At 61.7% G+C, this 17348-nt stretch carries 10 protein-coding genes; 5 read left to right on the top strand and 5 right to left on the bottom strand.

What is annotated here, in order from left to right:
• The first annotated feature begins 128 nt into the window (after positions 1–128).
• The gene (locus LGH70_RS11565) at positions 129–1169 is read left to right on the top strand and encodes an AAA family ATPase (protein ID WP_226185702.1); all 1041 of its coding nucleotides are present in this window, start codon (positions 129–131) and stop codon (positions 1167–1169) included.
• 62 nt (positions 1170–1231) lie between these two features.
• Positions 1232–2581 carry a DUF58 domain-containing protein gene (locus LGH70_RS11560; RefSeq protein ID WP_226185700.1) on the top strand — a complete coding sequence of 450 codons (1350 nt, stop codon included), beginning with the start codon at positions 1232–1234 and terminating at the stop codon, positions 2579–2581.
• Positions 2582–2589: 8 nt separating this feature from the next.
• Here LGH70_RS11560 and LGH70_RS11555 read toward each other — a convergent pair whose 3' ends face one another.
• Positions 2590–4386 (bottom strand): hypothetical protein, encoded by a 1797-nt coding sequence (locus LGH70_RS11555; protein WP_226185698.1) that lies wholly within the window; start codon positions 4384–4386, stop codon positions 2590–2592.
• Positions 4387–4525: 139 nt separating this feature from the next.
• Between LGH70_RS11555 and LGH70_RS11550 the strand changes: the two genes are divergently transcribed.
• From LGH70_RS11550 to LGH70_RS11540, 3 genes are all read left to right on the top strand, one after another.
• Positions 4526–6616, top strand: coding sequence for a beta-N-acetylhexosaminidase (locus LGH70_RS11550; protein ID WP_226185696.1), 2091 nt, complete (start codon positions 4526–4528; stop codon positions 6614–6616).
• A gap of 369 nt (positions 6617–6985) precedes the next feature.
• A complete protein-coding gene (locus LGH70_RS11545) occupies positions 6986–7477 on the top strand; it encodes a hypothetical protein (RefSeq protein ID WP_226185694.1) in 492 nt (163 codons plus the stop codon).
• A complete protein-coding gene (locus LGH70_RS11540) occupies positions 7474–9084 on the top strand; it encodes a tyrosinase family protein (protein WP_226185692.1) in 1611 nt (536 codons plus the stop codon). Before LGH70_RS11545 ends, LGH70_RS11540 begins: the two co-directional genes overlap by 4 nt.
• A gap of 126 nt (positions 9085–9210) precedes the next feature.
• Here LGH70_RS11540 and LGH70_RS11535 read toward each other — a convergent pair whose 3' ends face one another.
• The 4 genes from LGH70_RS11535 to LGH70_RS11520 form a co-directional block, all read right to left on the bottom strand.
• On the bottom strand, positions 9211–12675 hold the full coding sequence (locus tag LGH70_RS11535; protein ID WP_226185686.1) for a DUF8818 domain-containing protein: 3465 nt from the start codon (positions 12673–12675) through the stop codon (positions 9211–9213).
• Positions 12676–12833: 158 nt separating this feature from the next.
• The gene (locus LGH70_RS11530) at positions 12834–16565 is read right to left on the bottom strand and encodes a sensor histidine kinase (protein WP_226185683.1); all 3732 of its coding nucleotides are present in this window, start codon (positions 16563–16565) and stop codon (positions 12834–12836) included.
• Between the two features lie 127 nt (positions 16566–16692).
• Positions 16693–17004, bottom strand: a complete 312-nt coding sequence (locus LGH70_RS11525) for a DUF983 domain-containing protein (protein ID WP_226185680.1) — start codon at positions 17002–17004, stop codon at positions 16693–16695.
• A 68-nt stretch (positions 17005–17072) separates the two neighbouring features.
• Positions 17073–17318, bottom strand: a complete 246-nt coding sequence (locus tag LGH70_RS11520; protein WP_226185678.1) for a hypothetical protein — start codon at positions 17316–17318, stop codon at positions 17073–17075.
• Between the last annotated feature and the right edge of the window lie 30 nt (positions 17319–17348).

Below are 17348 nucleotides of genomic sequence, written 5' to 3'. Positions count from 1 at the left end.
TTATAACTATTCCGATGCATATCCCATGCGTATTAAAACACTATAATTCACATCCATATAGAAAGACTAATTAAATAATTTCCTTGTCCTTCTCTATCATCCGCCGCAGCTTTCTTCTTTAATTCCTGATGGAAAATACTTCACCTCTTCCCGCGTCCTCCGGCAACGAGCCGTTTGCTCCTACTACCGTTTCCGAGGACACCGCCTTTGCGCCCCGCACTGATTTAAGCCACTTAAGCCAGCACGCGGAGGCCATTCGCCGGGAGCTAAGCAAGATTATCGTGGGCCAGCAGGCACTGGCCGAACTGCTGCTCACGGCCATTCTGGCCGATGGGCACGTGCTGCTGGAAGGCGTGCCGGGCGTTGCCAAAACGCTCACGGCCAAGCTGCTGGCCCGCACCTTGTCCGTGCCGTTCAGCCGCCTGCAGTTCACCCCCGACCTGATGCCCTCAGATGTGCTGGGCACGGCGGTATTTTTGCCCAACAAGTCGGAATTCGAGTTTCGGCCCGGCCCCATCTTCGCCAGCATCGTGCTGATTGACGAAATCAACCGGGCCCCGGCCAAAACGCAGTCGGCGCTGTTTGAGGTGATGGAGGAGCGACAGATAACCCAGAACGGCACGCGCTACGCCATGGCCGACCCGTTTGTGGTGCTGGCCACCCAGAACCCGATTGAGCAGGAAGGCACCTACCGCCTGCCCGAAGCCCAGCTCGACCGGTTCCTGTTCAAGCTGCACGTAGGCTACCCTACGCTGGAGGAAGAAGTGACCATTCTGCAGGGGCACCACGCCGGGCTGGGCAGCGCGGCGCTGGAAAGCGTGCAGGCGGTACTGTCGGCCGAAACGCTGCGGGAACTGCGCCAACAAGTGCGGCGGCAGCACGTCGAGCCTCACCTGCTCGACTACATTGCCCGCCTCGTGGGTCAGACCCGCGCCCACAAAGGCCTGTACCTGGGCGCTTCTCCCCGGGCGTCGCTGGCGCTGCTCAACGGTGCCAAAGCCCTGGCCGCCCTGCGGGGCCGCGACTTTGTGACGCCGGAGGATGTGCAGTATCTGGCCCCGCACGTGCTGCGCCACCGCATTCTGCTCACGCCGGAGCGGGAAATGGAAGGCCAGACGCCGGATGACATCGTGCAGCAGATTATGCAGCAGATAGAGGTGCCCCGCTAACGGCCGCCGGCCCCCACGTCCCCGACTTTTTGCTTGAACGGCCCGCCTCTATTTCTCCTGCTTTGAAGGCTTTATTTCTGACCCAGCGCTTCTTTCTTCTGCTCACGGCCGTGGTGGCGGGCCTGGTGGTGGCGTTTTTCCTACCCGGACTTTTGGTGCTGATGCAGCTGGCGGCCGGCCTGCTGCTGGCCCTTACCCTGGCCGACCTGGTGCTGCTGTACGCCCCTACCCGCGGGGGCAGCGGCGGCGTGTTTGCCCGCCGCGTGCTGGGCGATAAGCTGGCCAACGGCAGCGACAACGAGGTGGCCATCTACCTGGAAAACCATTACCGCTTTCCGGTCAGCACGGAAACCATTGACGAGATTCCGCCCCAGTTACAGCGGCGCGACCTGCTGTTTCGCGCCCATTTGCCCACTGGCCAAACCACTGTTATTCACTATCAGCTGCGGCCGGTGAAGCGGGGCGAGTACCAGTTTGGGGCCCTGAACGTGTTTGTCAGCTCGCAGCTGGGGCTGGTACAGCGGCGCTTCCGCTTCGGGCAGGAGCATACCGTACCGGTGTACCCCTCGTTTCTGCAGATGCGCCAGTACGAGCTGCTGGCCATCAGCAACCGGCTGACGGAAGTGGGCGTAAAGCGCATCCGCCGGGTGGGGCAAAGCCTGGAGTTCGAGCAAATCAGGCCCTACGTGGCCGGCGACGACCCGCGCAACATCAACTGGAAAGCCACCGCCCGCCGGGCCGGTACCGGCGCCGAGGCGCTGGTGGTAAACCACTACCAGGATGAGCGCGCCCAGCAAGTGTACTGCCTGATCGACAAGGGCCGGGTGATGCGCATGCCGTTTGAGGGGCTGAGTCTGCTGGATTATGCCATCAATGCCACGCTGGTCGTCAGCAATATTGCGTTGCTCAAGCACGACAAGGCCGGCCTCATCACCTTCGCCGACCGGCTGAGCGCCGTGGTACCGGCCGAGCGGCGCACGGGCCACATGCAGAAGATGCTGGAGGTGCTCTACAAGCAGCGCACAAAATATCTGGAAACCGATTTTGAGCTGCTCTACACCAACGTAAAAGCCAAGATCCGGCAGCGCAGCCTGCTGATCCTGTTCACCAACTTCGAAACCCTCAACGGTCTGCAACGTCAGCTGCCCTACCTGCGCCGCCTGGCCAAAGACCATTTGCTGCTGGTCGTGTTCTTCGAAAACACCGAGCTGCAGCACTACCTCGACCAGCCGGCCACCACTACCGACGAGGTATACAACCAGACCATTGCCGAGAAATTCATGCAGGAAAAGCGGCAGATTGTGCGCGAACTGCAGCGCTACGGTATTCACAGCCTCCTCACACCACCCCAGCAGCTGACGGTCAACACCATCAACCGTTACCTGGAATTCAAGTCGCGGGGCTTAATCTAGCTCCATGCTTACTGCTCGTCGAACACGGTGAGCTTGGCATTGTCGAGCAGCAGGCCGGCCTGGGTGCCATAGTAGAGAAACACGACGGAAACGTTGTCGAAGTCCTCACGGGGTGGGCGCATATCGAAGTGCAGCTCCCGGGGCCAGCCGCCTTCCAGGGCCCGCTGCAGCCGCACGGTGCGCGCCTTCACGACTTCGGTACCGCGCCGGAACCGCACCACGTACTGCGTCATGCGCGGCATGTCCCATTCCGTGCTGTTTGCCCGGGCCAGGGCCGAGGCCCGCACCCACTGGAAGTCGCCGGGGCGGGCGGGCAGTACGTACTCCGTGCTTTGCGGGTGCAGCGAGTCGAGGGCCAGCGAGCAGCGGCCCTGCAGGGCGGAAGTACCGCACAGGCCGGTTTTTTCCTGCTCAAAATCCTGCTGCCACAGCACGCGCTGCTTCACGGGCGTGCCGGTAAACTCCGAATTGCTGTCGAGCAGCAGGCGGGTTTCGGAGGGCACTTCGTAGCGGAACAGAATACGCCAGAGGTAGGTGCGGGTCATGTCGCCGGCCGCCAGCAGACCACCGCCTGCGGCCTGCACCGTGAGCCAGAGGCCGTAGTAGCAGCCCACTACCGCCAGCACACCGTAGGCTGCCGCCCAGCGCGGCCGGGCCAGCAGCCAGGCCAGGGCCGCCGCCATGGGCCAGGCCAGCACGGCATAGCTTTGCACCATGGCCCGCTGGCCCAGCGCCCCGCCGTAGGTCCACTGCTCCCAGGCGAAGGTGACGTAGAGAAACAGGAGGAGGTAGATCAGCATGGGCCAGAAAGCGGCCGGCTGCTGGCGCCGCAAGGGTCCGAAGCCCACCAGCGCCGTGAGCAGCAGCGGCGAATACAGCAGCCAGCCGCTCCGGAAGCTGAAGATACCCTCCCACAAATGGGGCCGCAGCCAGTTGAAGCCTTCGTTGCCGTAGCTGTAATACAGCCAGGAGCCGGTGGCGTAGTGCCAGTAAAACAGCTGAATGCTGACCAGCGCCGCGCCGGCCAGTGCGGCGGCCAGCAGCAGGCCCGCGTGCCGGCGCCAGAAGCTTAGCCGCTCCGCCAAGGCAGCCCGGCTGAAGCGCAGCCCCCACAGCAGCGGCAGTAGCACGGCCAGAATATCGGTGGGGCGCGTCAGGGTCATCAGGCCCACCGTAGCCCCGATTCCCAGGGCTTTGCCCAGCGTGGGCCGGGCGTAGAAGCTGGGCGTGAGCAGCAGCAGCACCGCGTACCAGCCAAACAACCAGTTGTGCGTCATAGCTCCCTGGCCGGCACTGTAGTTCAGATAGTTGGTGCCCAGCACCAGAATCAGCAGGGTGAGAGCAGTAGGCCACTCCCCAAACCGGGGCAGCAACGCCCGCCGCACCAGCCACAAGCTAAGTACTGCCACCAGTAAGCTGGCCAGCAGAATAGCCCACTGATACGGCTGCGAATATCCATCGGCGGGGTAACCCAGCGGCTCGGCCAGGGCGTGGGCCACCAGAAAGAACGGCAGCTCCTGCAAGGCCAGCCCGGAAGAATACTTCAGCACGAAGTTCTGGCTGACCGTATCCCGGGTGGCATGCTCGAAGCGCGGCGTGGGATGGTATTTGGCCACCATTTCGTCGCGGAAGCGCAACTGTAGCAGGTCGTGGTGCACGAGGGCGGCCGGCAGGTAGAGGTAGTAGCCGGCACTGTCGGAAACGATGATGCGGACGCCTTCCCGCCGCACCGGTGCCAGATAGAACGAAACCCACAGCATCAAACCAATGCTCAGCAGCCATGCTATTCGGGAAGGAGATTTCATAGAAGGAATAGAAGCGGCTACTCGTAAAAAGCCGGCCCAAACGGCCGTTAGAAGCTCCAAATTAAGGATACCCGGCGGTTTTCGGCTATTCGGGCCCGGTCGTTGCTTACCTTTAGCCTCCCTCCTAGTCTGATTCCCTATGTCGGTTCGTTCCAGCCTGTCCCGCTTTTTCCTGCTCTTGCTACTGCTTGGCTTCACTACTCAGCTTGGGGCGCAAAACCCGGTAACGGACACGCGGGCCCTCCTGCCGGTGCCCTCGATGGCGCAGTGGGGCAGCAGCCGCTTTGTGCTCAAAGGCCACTGGCGCGTGCAGCTGCAGGGCCCCAAAGCCGACTCGGCCCTGCGCCCCAGCCTCACCCAGTTTGGCACCTGGCTGGGTCAGCAAACCAACAATAAGCGCCTGAGCACCGAATTCGTCGGTTCCGGGGCCGCCGACCTGACGATTTACTACGGCCGCCTCGGCGACCTGGCCCTGCTCGATGAGGAAATGTACAGCCTGCGCGTGACGCCGATGGGCATTTCGCTGTCGGCCAATACGCACCTGGGCATCCTGCGGGGCCTGGCCACCCTGCGGCAGCTGTTGAGCACTGAGAAAAAGGAGTACAGCTTTGCCGAAGTGGATATTGCCGATTCGCCGCGCTTCAAGTGGCGCGGGCTGCTTATCGACGCGGCCCGCCACTTCATGCCCGTGGCCGTTATCAAGCGCAACCTCGATGCCATGGCCGCCGTGAAGCTCAACGTGCTGCACTGGCACCTGAGCGACGACCAGGCCTTCCGGGTGGAAAGCAAAGTGCTGCCCCGCCTGCACCAGGTGGGCGGCCAGTACTACACCCAGGCCCAGGTGCGCGAGGTGGTCCGGTACGCCGCCCAGCACGGGATTCGGGTGATTCCCGAGTTCGACATGCCCGGCCACACCACCAGCTGGATGGCGGCCTACCCCGAGCTGGCCTCCATCGACTCGACCTACGGCCCGGCCCAGACCTGGCGCACGCTCAACATTGCCCTGGACCCTACTAAGGAAACCACCTACCAGCTTATCGATAAGATGCTGGCCGAGATGACGCCCTTGTTTCCCGACCCTTATTTCCACATCGGGGGCGACGAAAACGACGGGCGCCAGTGGCGGCGCAGCCCGCGCATTATGGCCTGGTCGAAGGAAAACGGCTTTCTGAAAGCCAACGGCCAGCTCGACAAGCACGGGCTGCAAACCTACTTCAACCGGCGCATTCTCCAGTTCGTGACCAAGTACCACAAGAAGATGGTGGGCTGGGACGAAATTCTGGGCCCCGGCCTGCCCGAAGACGCCGTAATTCAGAGCTGGCGGGGCCGCAAGGGCCTGTATGATGCAGCCAAGCAGGGCCACGCCGCCCTGCTGTCCAATGGCTACTACCTCGATTTGAACTACTCGGCCGCCACCTACTACCTCAACGACCCGCTACCGGCCGACGCCCCCCTGACCGCCAGCCAAAAGGGCCTGATTCTGGGTGGGGAGGCTACCATGTGGGCCGAATTCGCGGACAGCGTTATTATTGAAAGCCGCATCTGGCCCCGGGCCGCCGCCGTGGCCGAGCGGCTGTGGTCGGCGCCCTACGTGCGCGACGTGCCGGATATGTACCGGCGGCTGGCGCTGGTTTCGAGTGAGCTGGAAACCCTGGGCCTGCAGCATCGCAAGGTGCCGGAAATGCTGCTCACCAACCTGGCCGGGGGCCGCGACGTAGCCGCGCTGCGTACTCTGGCCGGCGTGGTAGAGCCCGTGAAGGAGTATAAGCGTCACTTTCAGGGCTTCACCTACACGCCCAGCACGCCGCTTACCCGTTTGGTGGATGCGGCCCCGGCGGAGTCGGAAGCAGCCCGGCAGTTTGGGGTGGCCGTGGACGGGCTGGTGGAGTATCTGAAAATGGCGCCGGCCACCGAGCGGTTCAAGGGCGCCAGTTCGAAGGCCCTGCTGTCCTTCCTGAACGCTCAGCTGCGTACCTGGCAAGCCAACGACCAGCGCCTGCAGCCGCTCCTGCTCCAGGGCTCGAGCCTGTGGGAGTACGCGCCGCTATCCACCCAGCTGCGCCTGATTTCGGCTCTGGGCCTGGAACGCCTGCAGATGCTGGAGAAAGGCAAAGCTCCATCCGCCACCTGGCAGGCCACCGCCCTCAAGCAGCTCGACGCCGCCAAAGCCCCCGCCGGACAGGCCGAGCTGGCCGTGGTTACCCACATGCGCAAGCTGCTTACGCTGTAGCCGCCAGCCAGCAGCGCGGCCTAGCTGCACCACGGAATACGCATTTACAGCGGTGCTGCCAGCGCAAAAGCCGCGTATTGATAACCAGAATCATTGGTTATCGATGCGCGGCTTTTATGCTGAATACCTGTTACAGCAACCTTTCCGGCCCTTCAACAGCAACCGGGCCAGCGCTTCCTTCCGCTTGCGAATAAGCCTTTTTCACGGGAGACAGCACATTGGTGCGGGAGGGTGCCGAGCCAGTACGCGTGCCGGGCAAAGTGGAGCCAGGTAGAAATACGGGGGTGTAAAACCGGGTGTTTTTGCGCGCATGGGCGCCTGGCCGAAGCCCTACATTTGCCTGGCTTCTATCACTAAGTCAGGCACTTGATGCGCATACAATCTGTTGTTATTACCAATGACTGCGGCTGTGGCTGCGTGCAGCCCGCCGCCCCAACTGCCAACGCTATAGCGGGCACCAGGGTCCGTGCGCTGGCCAAGTCGGTGCCTGCGGCCCTGGTCAGCATCGGCATTGCCTTTTTCCCGAAGTGCCCGCTCTGCTGGGCGGCCTATATGAGCGTGCTCGGCAGCATTGGCATTGTCCGGCTGCCCGCTTACCAGCCCTGGATGCTGCCCGTGTTGGTCGTGCTGCTGCTGGTTCATCTCTACCTGCTTTGCCAGCAGCTGGCCGCCCGGCGCTACTGGCCCTTTACGTGTAGCCTGCTCGGAGCCTTCTGCCTGCTGCTGGCACGTAGCGTTTTTCCCCTGCAGCCGTGGCTTGCGCTGGTGGGCATCGGGGCGCTGGCGGCAGGCTCTCTCCTGAATAACTTCTCCTTTCCAGCAGTATCTGCGCCCAAATCTACATTCCAACCCCTCGTATGACCTCCTCCTCACCCATCCGCATTCGTCGCTCCATCGTGGAGCTGCAAACTGAGTATGACGCCGGCAACACCAAGCCCCTCGACGACCTGATGCGCGCCTGGAAAGGCATCAAGGAACTGGATTATACCAACCTTAAATCCTTTTTCAACCTGGCGGGCTATCATGGGGAGCCTTTCCGGGGTCCTGGTCAGACCAACGGCACTTTGTTCTGGGGTGGCTACTGCAACCACGGCAACGTTCTGTTTCCGACCTGGCACCGCGCGCATTGCCTGAAGATTGAGGAAGCGCTGCAAAGTATTCCCGGCTGCGCCGACGTCATGTTGCCGTACTGGGACGAAACGGCCGACGAAACGCTGGCCTACGGCATGCCAAAAGCGCTGACCGACGAGTTCTACACCCTGGATGGCGTGCAGATTCCTAATCCCCTGCGTTCGTTTACGTTTCCAATAGCCATCAGCGACCAAGTAGCCGGTGACAACGTGAATGACCCCAACAACCCCAGCTACTCCAAGCCGGCCGGCTACGAAACCGTGCGTTACCCGCTGGCAGGCCTAGTGGGCACTCCCACCGACCAAGCGGCAACGACGGCCCACAATGCTAAGTACCCTAACTACGACACCAACGTTAAGCTTCTGAACGCCAACCTGACTCAGTGGCTGGGCAAGGATACCGGCGATGGTATCTACCAGAAGTTTCACCAGTGCCTGCTGGCCCCGAACTACACGGTATTCTCCAATACCACTTCGGCCCAGGAGTGGAACCATGTGCCGGCGAATAAAACCCTGCAGGTAACGCCCCTGGAAGAGCCGCACAATGATATTCACCTGGCAATGGGAGGCTTTGAGGCGCCTTATACCCCCGATCCTAGCTTCGACGCTGAGGCAACTGGCGACATGGGGGAAAACGACACGGCTGGCCTCGACCCCATGTTCTACTTCCACCACTGCAACATCGACCGGGTATTCTGGCTGTGGCAGCAGGCGCACCAGGCTACCGAACAGCTCGAAATCATCGAATACTACCCCGGCACGAACTCCTCCGACAGCCAGGGAGCTACCCCAGGCATTGCCCCGAATACGTCCCTGACACTGGACACTCCCCTGAATCCGTTCAAGAAGGGCCTGAACAATGACGGCCCCACGTACATCTCGCGCGACTGTATCAACATCGAAACCCAGATGGGCTATACCTACAGCAAAGGCTCACTCGGCGTATTGGTAGACACATTGACGGCCGGCCAGGCAGCAGCAGCAACAGCAGTAGAAACGCCGGAAAGCCCCAAAACCCTGCACGTTTCCCGCATCAACAAGGCTCCCATCAAAGGCTCGTTCGTGGTGGTTGCGTATGCCCATCACGAAGGCAAAAAGGAAGTCGTCGGCTACAAATCGGTTCTGAACCGCTGGGATTCGGGTTCCTGCGCCAATTGCCAGACTCATCTGGAAGTGAAAGCCGCATTCCGGCTGCCAACGGCGGTCAGCGGCAAGCTGCTGGCCGGTGATTTGACGGCGGATGATTTCAGCGTGGAACTCATCACCCGCAAGCAGCCCCAGGCCACTCTGCTGGCCGCCCTGGCCCTCAAAAAGCCGCACCGCTTAGAGCTTCGGTAGGCGGGGCCCGCTACCTATTCGCGCCACCTGCCGCGCCCCCGAATCGGTACGCGTCCGGCTATTCGTAGCTTATAGAGCGCCGGTTCGGGGGCGTTTGCGTGCCGTCGGCACCAGGGCCGAAAAGCCCTAAAACAGCACCGATACCTGCATCCGGCCGGTATGAATCGGGGCCAGACCGTTGGGCTTGCGGCCGTCGTAGGCCACCGTCACGTTCAGGCCGTTGCTCAGGCGCTGCTCTACGTTCAGGTTCCAGGTAAAGTTGCTACCGGGGCGCAGGGCATTCAGAATTTCCAGCCCCACCAAGGAAGTCTGGTCGGCGTCAAAACCCACTTTCACGTAGCGGGCTGTGCCGCTCACGGTACGCTTACTCACCTGACTGATGCGCGTTTCCAGGCCTAGCTCGTCGAAGGTGCCGCGCACGTCCTGGTCGGGGCCGGCGGTATTCTGCTTGTTGATGCGCTGGTAAGTGCCCGTGAAGCGCAGCGTGGTATTGGGCTGGTAGCTGATTTCGGGCGTCACTTCGTACACTAAGAGCCGGAAATTACGGTCATCGGAATAGTCCGAAGCACTTTCCCGGATGCTGCGCGTGGTCGTGAGGCGGGCCGTGAACTGCTGGGCCAGGGTGCGGCGCACCAGCACCGACTGGCTGGCCAGGTTGCGTACGTCGAAGCCCTGGGTTAGCAGCACCTTCTGCTGGGTTTGCTGCACGGTGAACTCGGCGCCAAAAATCGGGTTGGAGCGGTTGAAGTATACCGTGTTGCGCAGCAGCTTGTTCAGGGAGAGCAGCAGCGTGTCTTCGGTCTGGAAGGCAAATGGATTGAGGCGCGAAATCAGGCTTTTGTCCACGGTGCGCCTGTCGAGCGTGACGCTGCTGACCGTGGAAAAGCGCGTCAGCAGGTTACGCACGCCCTTCTCGTCGCGCCACTGCCGGGGTGCATTCAGCGTCAGCCGGTAGCTGAAGCGGTTGGTGAAGGCAATGATGTAGTCGTCGGTAGGCAGAAACACCTTGATGTAGGTGCGATACTGCGCATCGGGGGTCTGGGCCTCAAAAAACTCATCCTTTTGCTGAATTCCGTCGCCGTTGGTGTCCTGGTAGTAGTGCGTGCCCTGCCCGGCCGGCACCGTCAGAAAGGAAAAGTCGCGGCGCAGCTCTCGCCCCGTTGCCACGCTGTAGCTCAGCTCCGAGCGCACCACGTTCTGCAGAAAGGAAGCATTCCAGTCGACTTTGCCCAGCACGGTGCTTTGGCGGGCACTGTCGCGGGCGGTCAGGTCGCGGTAGGTAGCCAGCAGGTTCAGGTCCTGGTTTTTGCCCAGGCGGCTGCTGAGCGTGCCCTGCCAGGTCTGGGCCTGGCCGCGGGTGCGCAGTTCGTTTTGCAGCGGCGTTTGGTCGCGGCGGTAGGTATAGTCGAGGCGGAAGCGGGTTTTGGCGCTGTCCTGGCTTTGCACAAACACGTTGTGCTCGTCGAAGTAGTTGGCCGAGCTCAGCGAGTCGCCGCTGGGCAGGGCCACGCGGTTCTTGTCGAAGCGGTAGGCATAGCCGGGCACCACGATGCCGCGGTTGTAGCGGGCCGTAGCCTCGCCCCGCGCCCACTGCGAGCGGAAGCGCCCGGCCTCCGAGTTGAGCAGAAACAGGCCCACCCGTGCTTCCACGTCGCCGAGCTTCTGGGCCACATCCAGCCAGTTCTGAATGCCATTGACTTCGCCGGCCCGGTAGCGCCGCGTCACGCGGTAGTTGATGGCGTTGTTGGCATCCTTCACGGCCCCCACCGAGAAGTTCAGCACGTTGTCTTCCCGGGCGGCGCGGCGCGTGGCGTTGCCCTGCACCGTACTGGTGGTACTCCAGTTGCGGTCAAACTCGATGTCGCGGTACCGGTCGATGGGCGCGAAGCGGTGGCTGGTATACTCGTAGTCGAGGGCGCTGCGAAACCGGTAGGCCTTCAGCACCGGCAGGGCCAGCTTCCGGTCGAGCACGGCGTAGCCTACGCGCATGGCCTGGCCCTGGTCGGTATCGGGCGAGAAGCGGTTCAGGTCGAGGTCGGTGGAGGCCACATCCACGAATACCGTGGTAGTCGAATCGACGCGGTAGCTGGCGCCCATCGAAATCATCTGCTTTTCCAGGGGCGTAGGCAGCAGCCGTTCGGGCAGGTAGCGGCCCCGCCCCTCACCCACGTACTCATACACGCGGCCGTTGGCGTTGGTAAAGCGCGAGCTGAGGTTGTAGTTGCCCCCGCCCGCGCCCTTGTCCGTAAACCGAACCGTGTACACACCCCGCGTCGAGTCGGGCGGATACGTAAACACGCCGGTGCGCTGCCCCGTGTTGGCGTCGATAATAACGGAGCGGTTGTACTGCACCTGCCGCCGGTCGTACTGCACCGAGTCGGCGCCGGGCGTGCTCACCTGACTCACGTTTTCGCTCACGCCCCGCAGAATGGCCCGGTCACTTTCCTTCAGCGTCAGGTTGGGCGAGTTGTCGGGATTGTCGGCCTCGCGGTAGTAATTGGCGTGCACGCTCAGCTTGCCCAACTCCTGGTAGTGGCTCAGGTGATAGAGCGAGCGGGCGTAGTTGAAATCGGAGTACTCGAAGTCGACTTTGATGCGCGAGTTGCGGGTAATCAGGTGCTGGGGCGAGAACGTAATTTCGGCCTGGTTGTAGTCGATGACGTAGTCGAAGTCGAAGCCGCGTGTCATCAGGCGGCCATCCAGGTATACCCGCTCGGAGTTGGCCAGCACGATGATAAACTGCTCCCCGTTGGGTCCGCGCAGGCGGTACGGGCCCTGCACGTTTTCGATGGGGGCAATATCGATGGAGGCAAACTTGCCCTTGGCCACACCCGCGGCTACCGTCGTGTTGCTGCGGCGGCCGGGCCGGGCGCCCACGTTGGCCTCAATGGCGGCGCCCTGCACGTTTTTGTAGAAGCGCAGGAAGTAGTCGGGCCTGTTGCGCAGCACCACGTCACCGGCCGTCAGGTTCCAGCGCGGGTGGGTGAGCGTGATGTAGAGCCGGTCGAATTCCTGGAGCTGCTGGGTGTTGCCCTCGGGTTGAAACGGCACGCTCTGGTCACTAATGGCCGCCGTCAGGGTAATATCGTCGGTGAGCTTGCCGTCGAGCTGTAGGTTGAGCGAGGAATTGACAAACACATTCTGGGTGTTGCCAAACGAGACGCCCCGCGACAGGTTGCCGGTTTTGCTGATGCCCGGCGTGTTAAGAATTTGCTCCTTAACGGCAAAATCCTGGTAGCCGAACGTGCGCCGCCCGAAGCTCACACTGTCCATCAGCCCGCGGGGCCGCCGAAACCGGGGCGCAGCCAGCTGCATAGGTAGCACCCGGTAGCATACCAGCACCGAGTCGGGCCGGATGATTCCCATCGAGTCGGGAGCGGGAGCCGGCCGCACCAGCTGGTACTGGCCCCGGCGGCTGTCGTAGGCCACCGAGCGGCCCAGCACGCTCACCGACGACGGCACCACTGTCAGGGAATCTCTCAAGGCAAAGCGGGTGGTGTCGCGCCCCGGCGTGAGCGGCACCCAGCGGCAGCGCCGCGACGAGGGCACATCGCGCTGCTGCTGGGCCTGCGCCGCTCCGGCTCCCAGCATTCCTCCGAGCAGTAACAGGCAAATGCGCAGAATTCGAAGCGTATTGCTGCTGATCATTCGGTCCTGAAAACGGGTTGAAGGCAAAAGTAGTGGTGTGGCTCAACAACGTGAAAAGCGGGTTGTTTCGTGCCAGCGCGTTTCACCTTCGCCCCAGATGCTTAGGCCGGCGCCAGGGGCAGCTCGATGTAGAACTGCGTGCCCACGCCTTCCTCGGTTTCAAACCAGATTTTGCCGCCCGCGCTTTCGATGCCGCGCCGGGCCACGGCCAGCCCGATACCCGAGCCCGACTCCTTGGTGGTGAAGTTGGGCACAAACACCTTGTCGCGCACGTTTTCGGGAATGCCCGCGCCGTTGTCCTGAATGCAGACCTGCACCCGGTCGGCGCCAACTACCTTCATACTGGCCGTAATCCGGGGCTTGCGGCTGTCGGGCACGGCCTGCAGGGCATTGATCAGCAGGTTATTGAAAGTACGCACCAGCAGGTTTTCATCGGCGAATACCACGAAGCGGCCGTCCTCGGCTGCTTCCGGCAGCTCCAAATCGATGCCACCGCCGCGGGCCCCGCCCTGGTGCAGGCCCACGCAGCGGCGCAGAATGGAGGCCACGTCGAGACGCTCGGGGCGCATGGCGGGCAGGTTGGTGAAGTTGCTAAACGAAGTGGCAATGTCGCTCAGCACGTCGACCTGCGTTATCAGCGTCTGGGAAATCCGGCCGATCAGCTCCTCGGCATTAGGCCGTTTCTCGGCAATAGCCTTTTGCAAAAACTGCAGGCTCAGCTTCATCGGCGTCAGCGGGTTCTTGATTTCGTGGGCTACCTGCCGGGCCATTTCGCGCCAGGCAGCCTCTTTTTCCTGAGTGGCCAGCTCCTGCTTGCTTTCCTCCAGCTTGAGCAGCATGGCGTTGTACTCGCGCACGAGCAGCCCGATTTCATCCGATGACTCGTAGGCCAGCATCTCATTCTGTCCCGTCAGGGTGGTATGCCGGAGCTTCTCGGTCAACACTTTCAGCGGTGAGGTCAGCAGGCGGGAGGCAATGAAGGTGAGCACCAGAAACAGGATGAACATCACGGTGAAGATGTTCAGAATGGTCGAAATCAGCTCAATCAGCTTGTTGTCCAGCTCTTTTTCCGAGTCGAAGAAAGGAATACCCACGTAGCCCACCACCACGTTGGCCCGCTCGGGTCCCATTACAGTGCGCAGGGGCAGATACAGAGAGTTGAAGGACAACGTGCCGGCCCGCTCAGTGAGCAGCACCCGGGGCTGGGCCTGCTCGGCCAGGGCAGCGGCGGCCTGGGGGTTCATCAATGGGCTCAGCAGTCCCGATTCGAAGATGAGCGGCTGACTGCTCACCAGCAGCTCGCCCTGGGCATCGTAGAGGTTCAGGTCGGTTTCGGTGAGGCTGGACACGTTTTCGGCTAGGTCAATCAGGGCGGTGCGGCTGGCGGAGTCGGCCAGCACGGCGCGGTTTTTCAGCAGGTTTTCCTGTACGGCCTTGCCACGCCGCTCGTAGGTGCGCAGCAGGTCGCGCTTGTAGGAGTTGGTTACCTGGCTGGCCGTGGCAATGCTGACTACGATGAGCGGCACCAAAATGCCCAGGTTGAGAAACAGCTGAATCTTGGTGCTGAAATTGGCTTGAAACGCCTCGAAATACCGCCCCCGGGCCAGCATATAAATGCCAATGGCCGCCAGCCAGAAAAAGGTGTGCAGCAGAAACAGAAAGGAGAAGTTGGCCAGCCAGTCGGCAAAGGAATAGGTGGCCGTGGTAACTACGGCCGTCCGGTTCTGGGGGCCGCGCACGGCAAGGTGGTGGAAGCCCTCTACTGACAAGCCGGTGCTGTACAGACGCGGGTCCTGCAGCTGCTGCAGCGTAAGGCGGTTAGCGTAGTCAAAGTCGCCTTCGTTGTACACCAGCCGGCTGTGCTCAAAGCCCGCGTAGCTCAGCTCGGGGCCAAGGCTGGGCTGAAAAAACTTCTGGTCCACCAGCAGCTCGGGCACGACGCTGTTGGCCGTGAGTTTTTTCAGGGAGAGCTCCAGGAGCACGGTACTCACGCCACCGCGGGGGCTGGGCACGCCCACAAAGGCCACGTAGCGCCGGGTGCTGAAGGAGCTGGGGTTGCGAATCAGGTAGACGTTGGGCTGGTCGGTGGCCAGGGCCGCGCGCAGCAGCAGCTGGCGCGTAGTAGCCAGGCCGGGCTTGCTTTTGGCTTCCTGAATCGGCTTGCCCGCGGGGTCAAACAGCGACACAGTCACCTCGTACTTGTCGAAGTAGTCGCGCAGGTAGTACTTCACAATTTTCTGGCGCACCACATCCTGGTTGGCAAACGGGCTGGCCAGCATGGAGCGAATCAGCGGGTCGGCAGCCATTTCGCGGGTCCGCTCAGCCAGCAGGTATTCACCCTGCAGGTCATTATCTACGAGCAGGTTGCCGGCAATCTTCTGCTTGGTGAGCACCAGCTGCCGGTCGAAATGCTCGTAGAGCGCCAGGGCCCCAACCGCCGAGCTGATGCCCAGCATCAGAAAGATGAACAGGTAAACTTGGTAGGGCATGATGGAGGCAATCTGCTTGAGCCCGGTCAGCCGCACGACCAGGAAAAACAGCAGCGTGAGGCCCAGCAAAATGATATTGGCCTCGCCTATGGCTACGCCGGCCGGCAGAAACAGCCCCGTCGACAGCGCCAGCATCGTCACGCCCAAGCGCTTGGAACTGGGCCGGCCAATGGCAATAAAGAGCTGGGACAGGATATAAAAGCCGACCAGATAGCCGCCCGTGTGCAGCACAATAGCCAGACACAGCAGCAGCTTGAACCCGGAAATCTGGATGTTCTGGGTTATATCCAGCACCAGTTGGGAGTTATTGAAGCTGTTGGAGTAAAACTGAAACAGCAACGCCAGCAGCCCCAGAAAAACAAACACGACTACCGTGCCTACCGCCGTCCGCCCGGCTAGTCCCTGTACGTGCCGCGCCTGCCGCACCACGCCGTAGCGCCGGAACAGCAGCAGCACGTAATAGGCCGTAATTAGCAGCAGCAAGGCATTTATCAGCAAATCACCCAGTGAGGGAGAAAGCCAGGAAGCGGCATATACACGCGGATCAAACAGCGGCAGCTCGACCACCGAAAACGGCAGGCCCAGGTAAAGCAGGGCCGCCCGGTAGACGGCCAGCGGCACTACCACGCTGGCGGCACCTTCAATGATGCGGCCCTGGCGGAGCAGGCGGCGCGTGAGGAGCAGCCAGCCGCCCACGTAGAGCACAGTGCCCAGCACCAGAAAAGCCAGCAGCAGATACTTGCCCGTAATCGGGTTGGGCTGCAGGCTCTCCACCGAAAACAGGTATTTGCCTTCCGCCGAACGGAGCCAGGGCAGGCGGGAGCCCGGCATAGCGGGCATAATACGCACGTTCAGCCCCTTAAACAGCGCTTTGTCGGAGCCCTCCCGCAGGTAGCGGTTGCTGATGCCGTAGCGCTTCTCCAACGGGACGTAGGTTAGCACCACGTAGGCCCCAGCCGGCTGCCGCAACGCCAGGTAATAGCCAAAGCGCATCTCCACGAGCTTCTCGCGAAAGTTCTGGGTGGAATTCTCCGGCTCGGGCCGCGTAGTATGATCTGACCAGTACAGGAGCTTATCCCCCCGAAATACAAAGCACGGGTACGTCGTGTGGCCCACCAGGGTGCCAAAGTTCAGCTCGCCGCTCTGCAGGCGGCGGGCTACTTCAGCTGCTTCGCGCTGGGCAATATTTTCGGCACCCTCTACCAGACTCTGCAGACGTACCACATCGGTATGCACCAGCACGCCGGAAGCCCGCGTCCCAAAACGGTTGCTAAGGTAGGCGCCCACAAAGCAGATCGTGGCGGCCAGCAGCAGAACAAGCGGGGAAAAACGGGACGACTTCAACAGCAGGAAAAAACGGTAATCGATTGAGGCACTTGGCAAAGTGGGAGGCAGCCCAAACAAAAATGCCGCCAAACGGCGGCATTTCCTATTTCTGCAGCAAGCCGGCAGGGTTTACCAACCGGTAGCGTTAGCGGTGCGGCTCATAATGAATGCCCCCGAAAAAGTACAGCATCACGGCGCGGGCGTAGCGAAACAGCAAAGGCGTCAGCAGCAGAACGGCCCCGGCTACCGAGCTGACGTACACCCACACCGGTGGGTCGTGCGCCAGGTAATAGAGCAGCATGCCTACCACCACCACAATGCCGACGGAAAAGCCGTAGCTGACATACATGGCGCCCCAGTAAAACCCGACTTCCGGCTCGTAGTGCTGCCCGCAGTCCGGACAAGCCTCGTACATGGCGTCGAACTTGGTCAGGCTTAGGGCTGAGTACTTAAACAACGGTCCGCGGTGGCACCGCGGACACTTCAGTTGCAACAAGGCCCAACCCGCCGAGGTGGGGGCGGCCACTACTTCTTTTTGTGGCTGTTGCGGTACCAGAAGTACCCTACGGTGCCAATGAGCAAATATGGAATCGTCATCAGATACACGATGCCCTTGTTCAGGCCCGAGGTATCGTAGGCATCCTTCTCAGTGCGTGCGGCTTCTACCTGCGTTTTGCACATCGTACACTGCGCCTGCGCAGCCAGGGGCGCCAGGCTCAGCAGCACCGCCACAAACAGGGCAATCAATCCAGCTCCAAAAGTCTTTTTCATCTCTTTGAAAACCAATCAGGTGAGGAATAG

The organism is Hymenobacter nitidus (genome assembly GCF_020447315.1).
GTDB lineage: Bacteria > Bacteroidota > Bacteroidia > Cytophagales > Hymenobacteraceae > Hymenobacter > Hymenobacter nitidus.
Note: the sequence above shows the minus strand (reverse complement) of the source record. Positions and strands in the feature narration are given on the sequence as shown.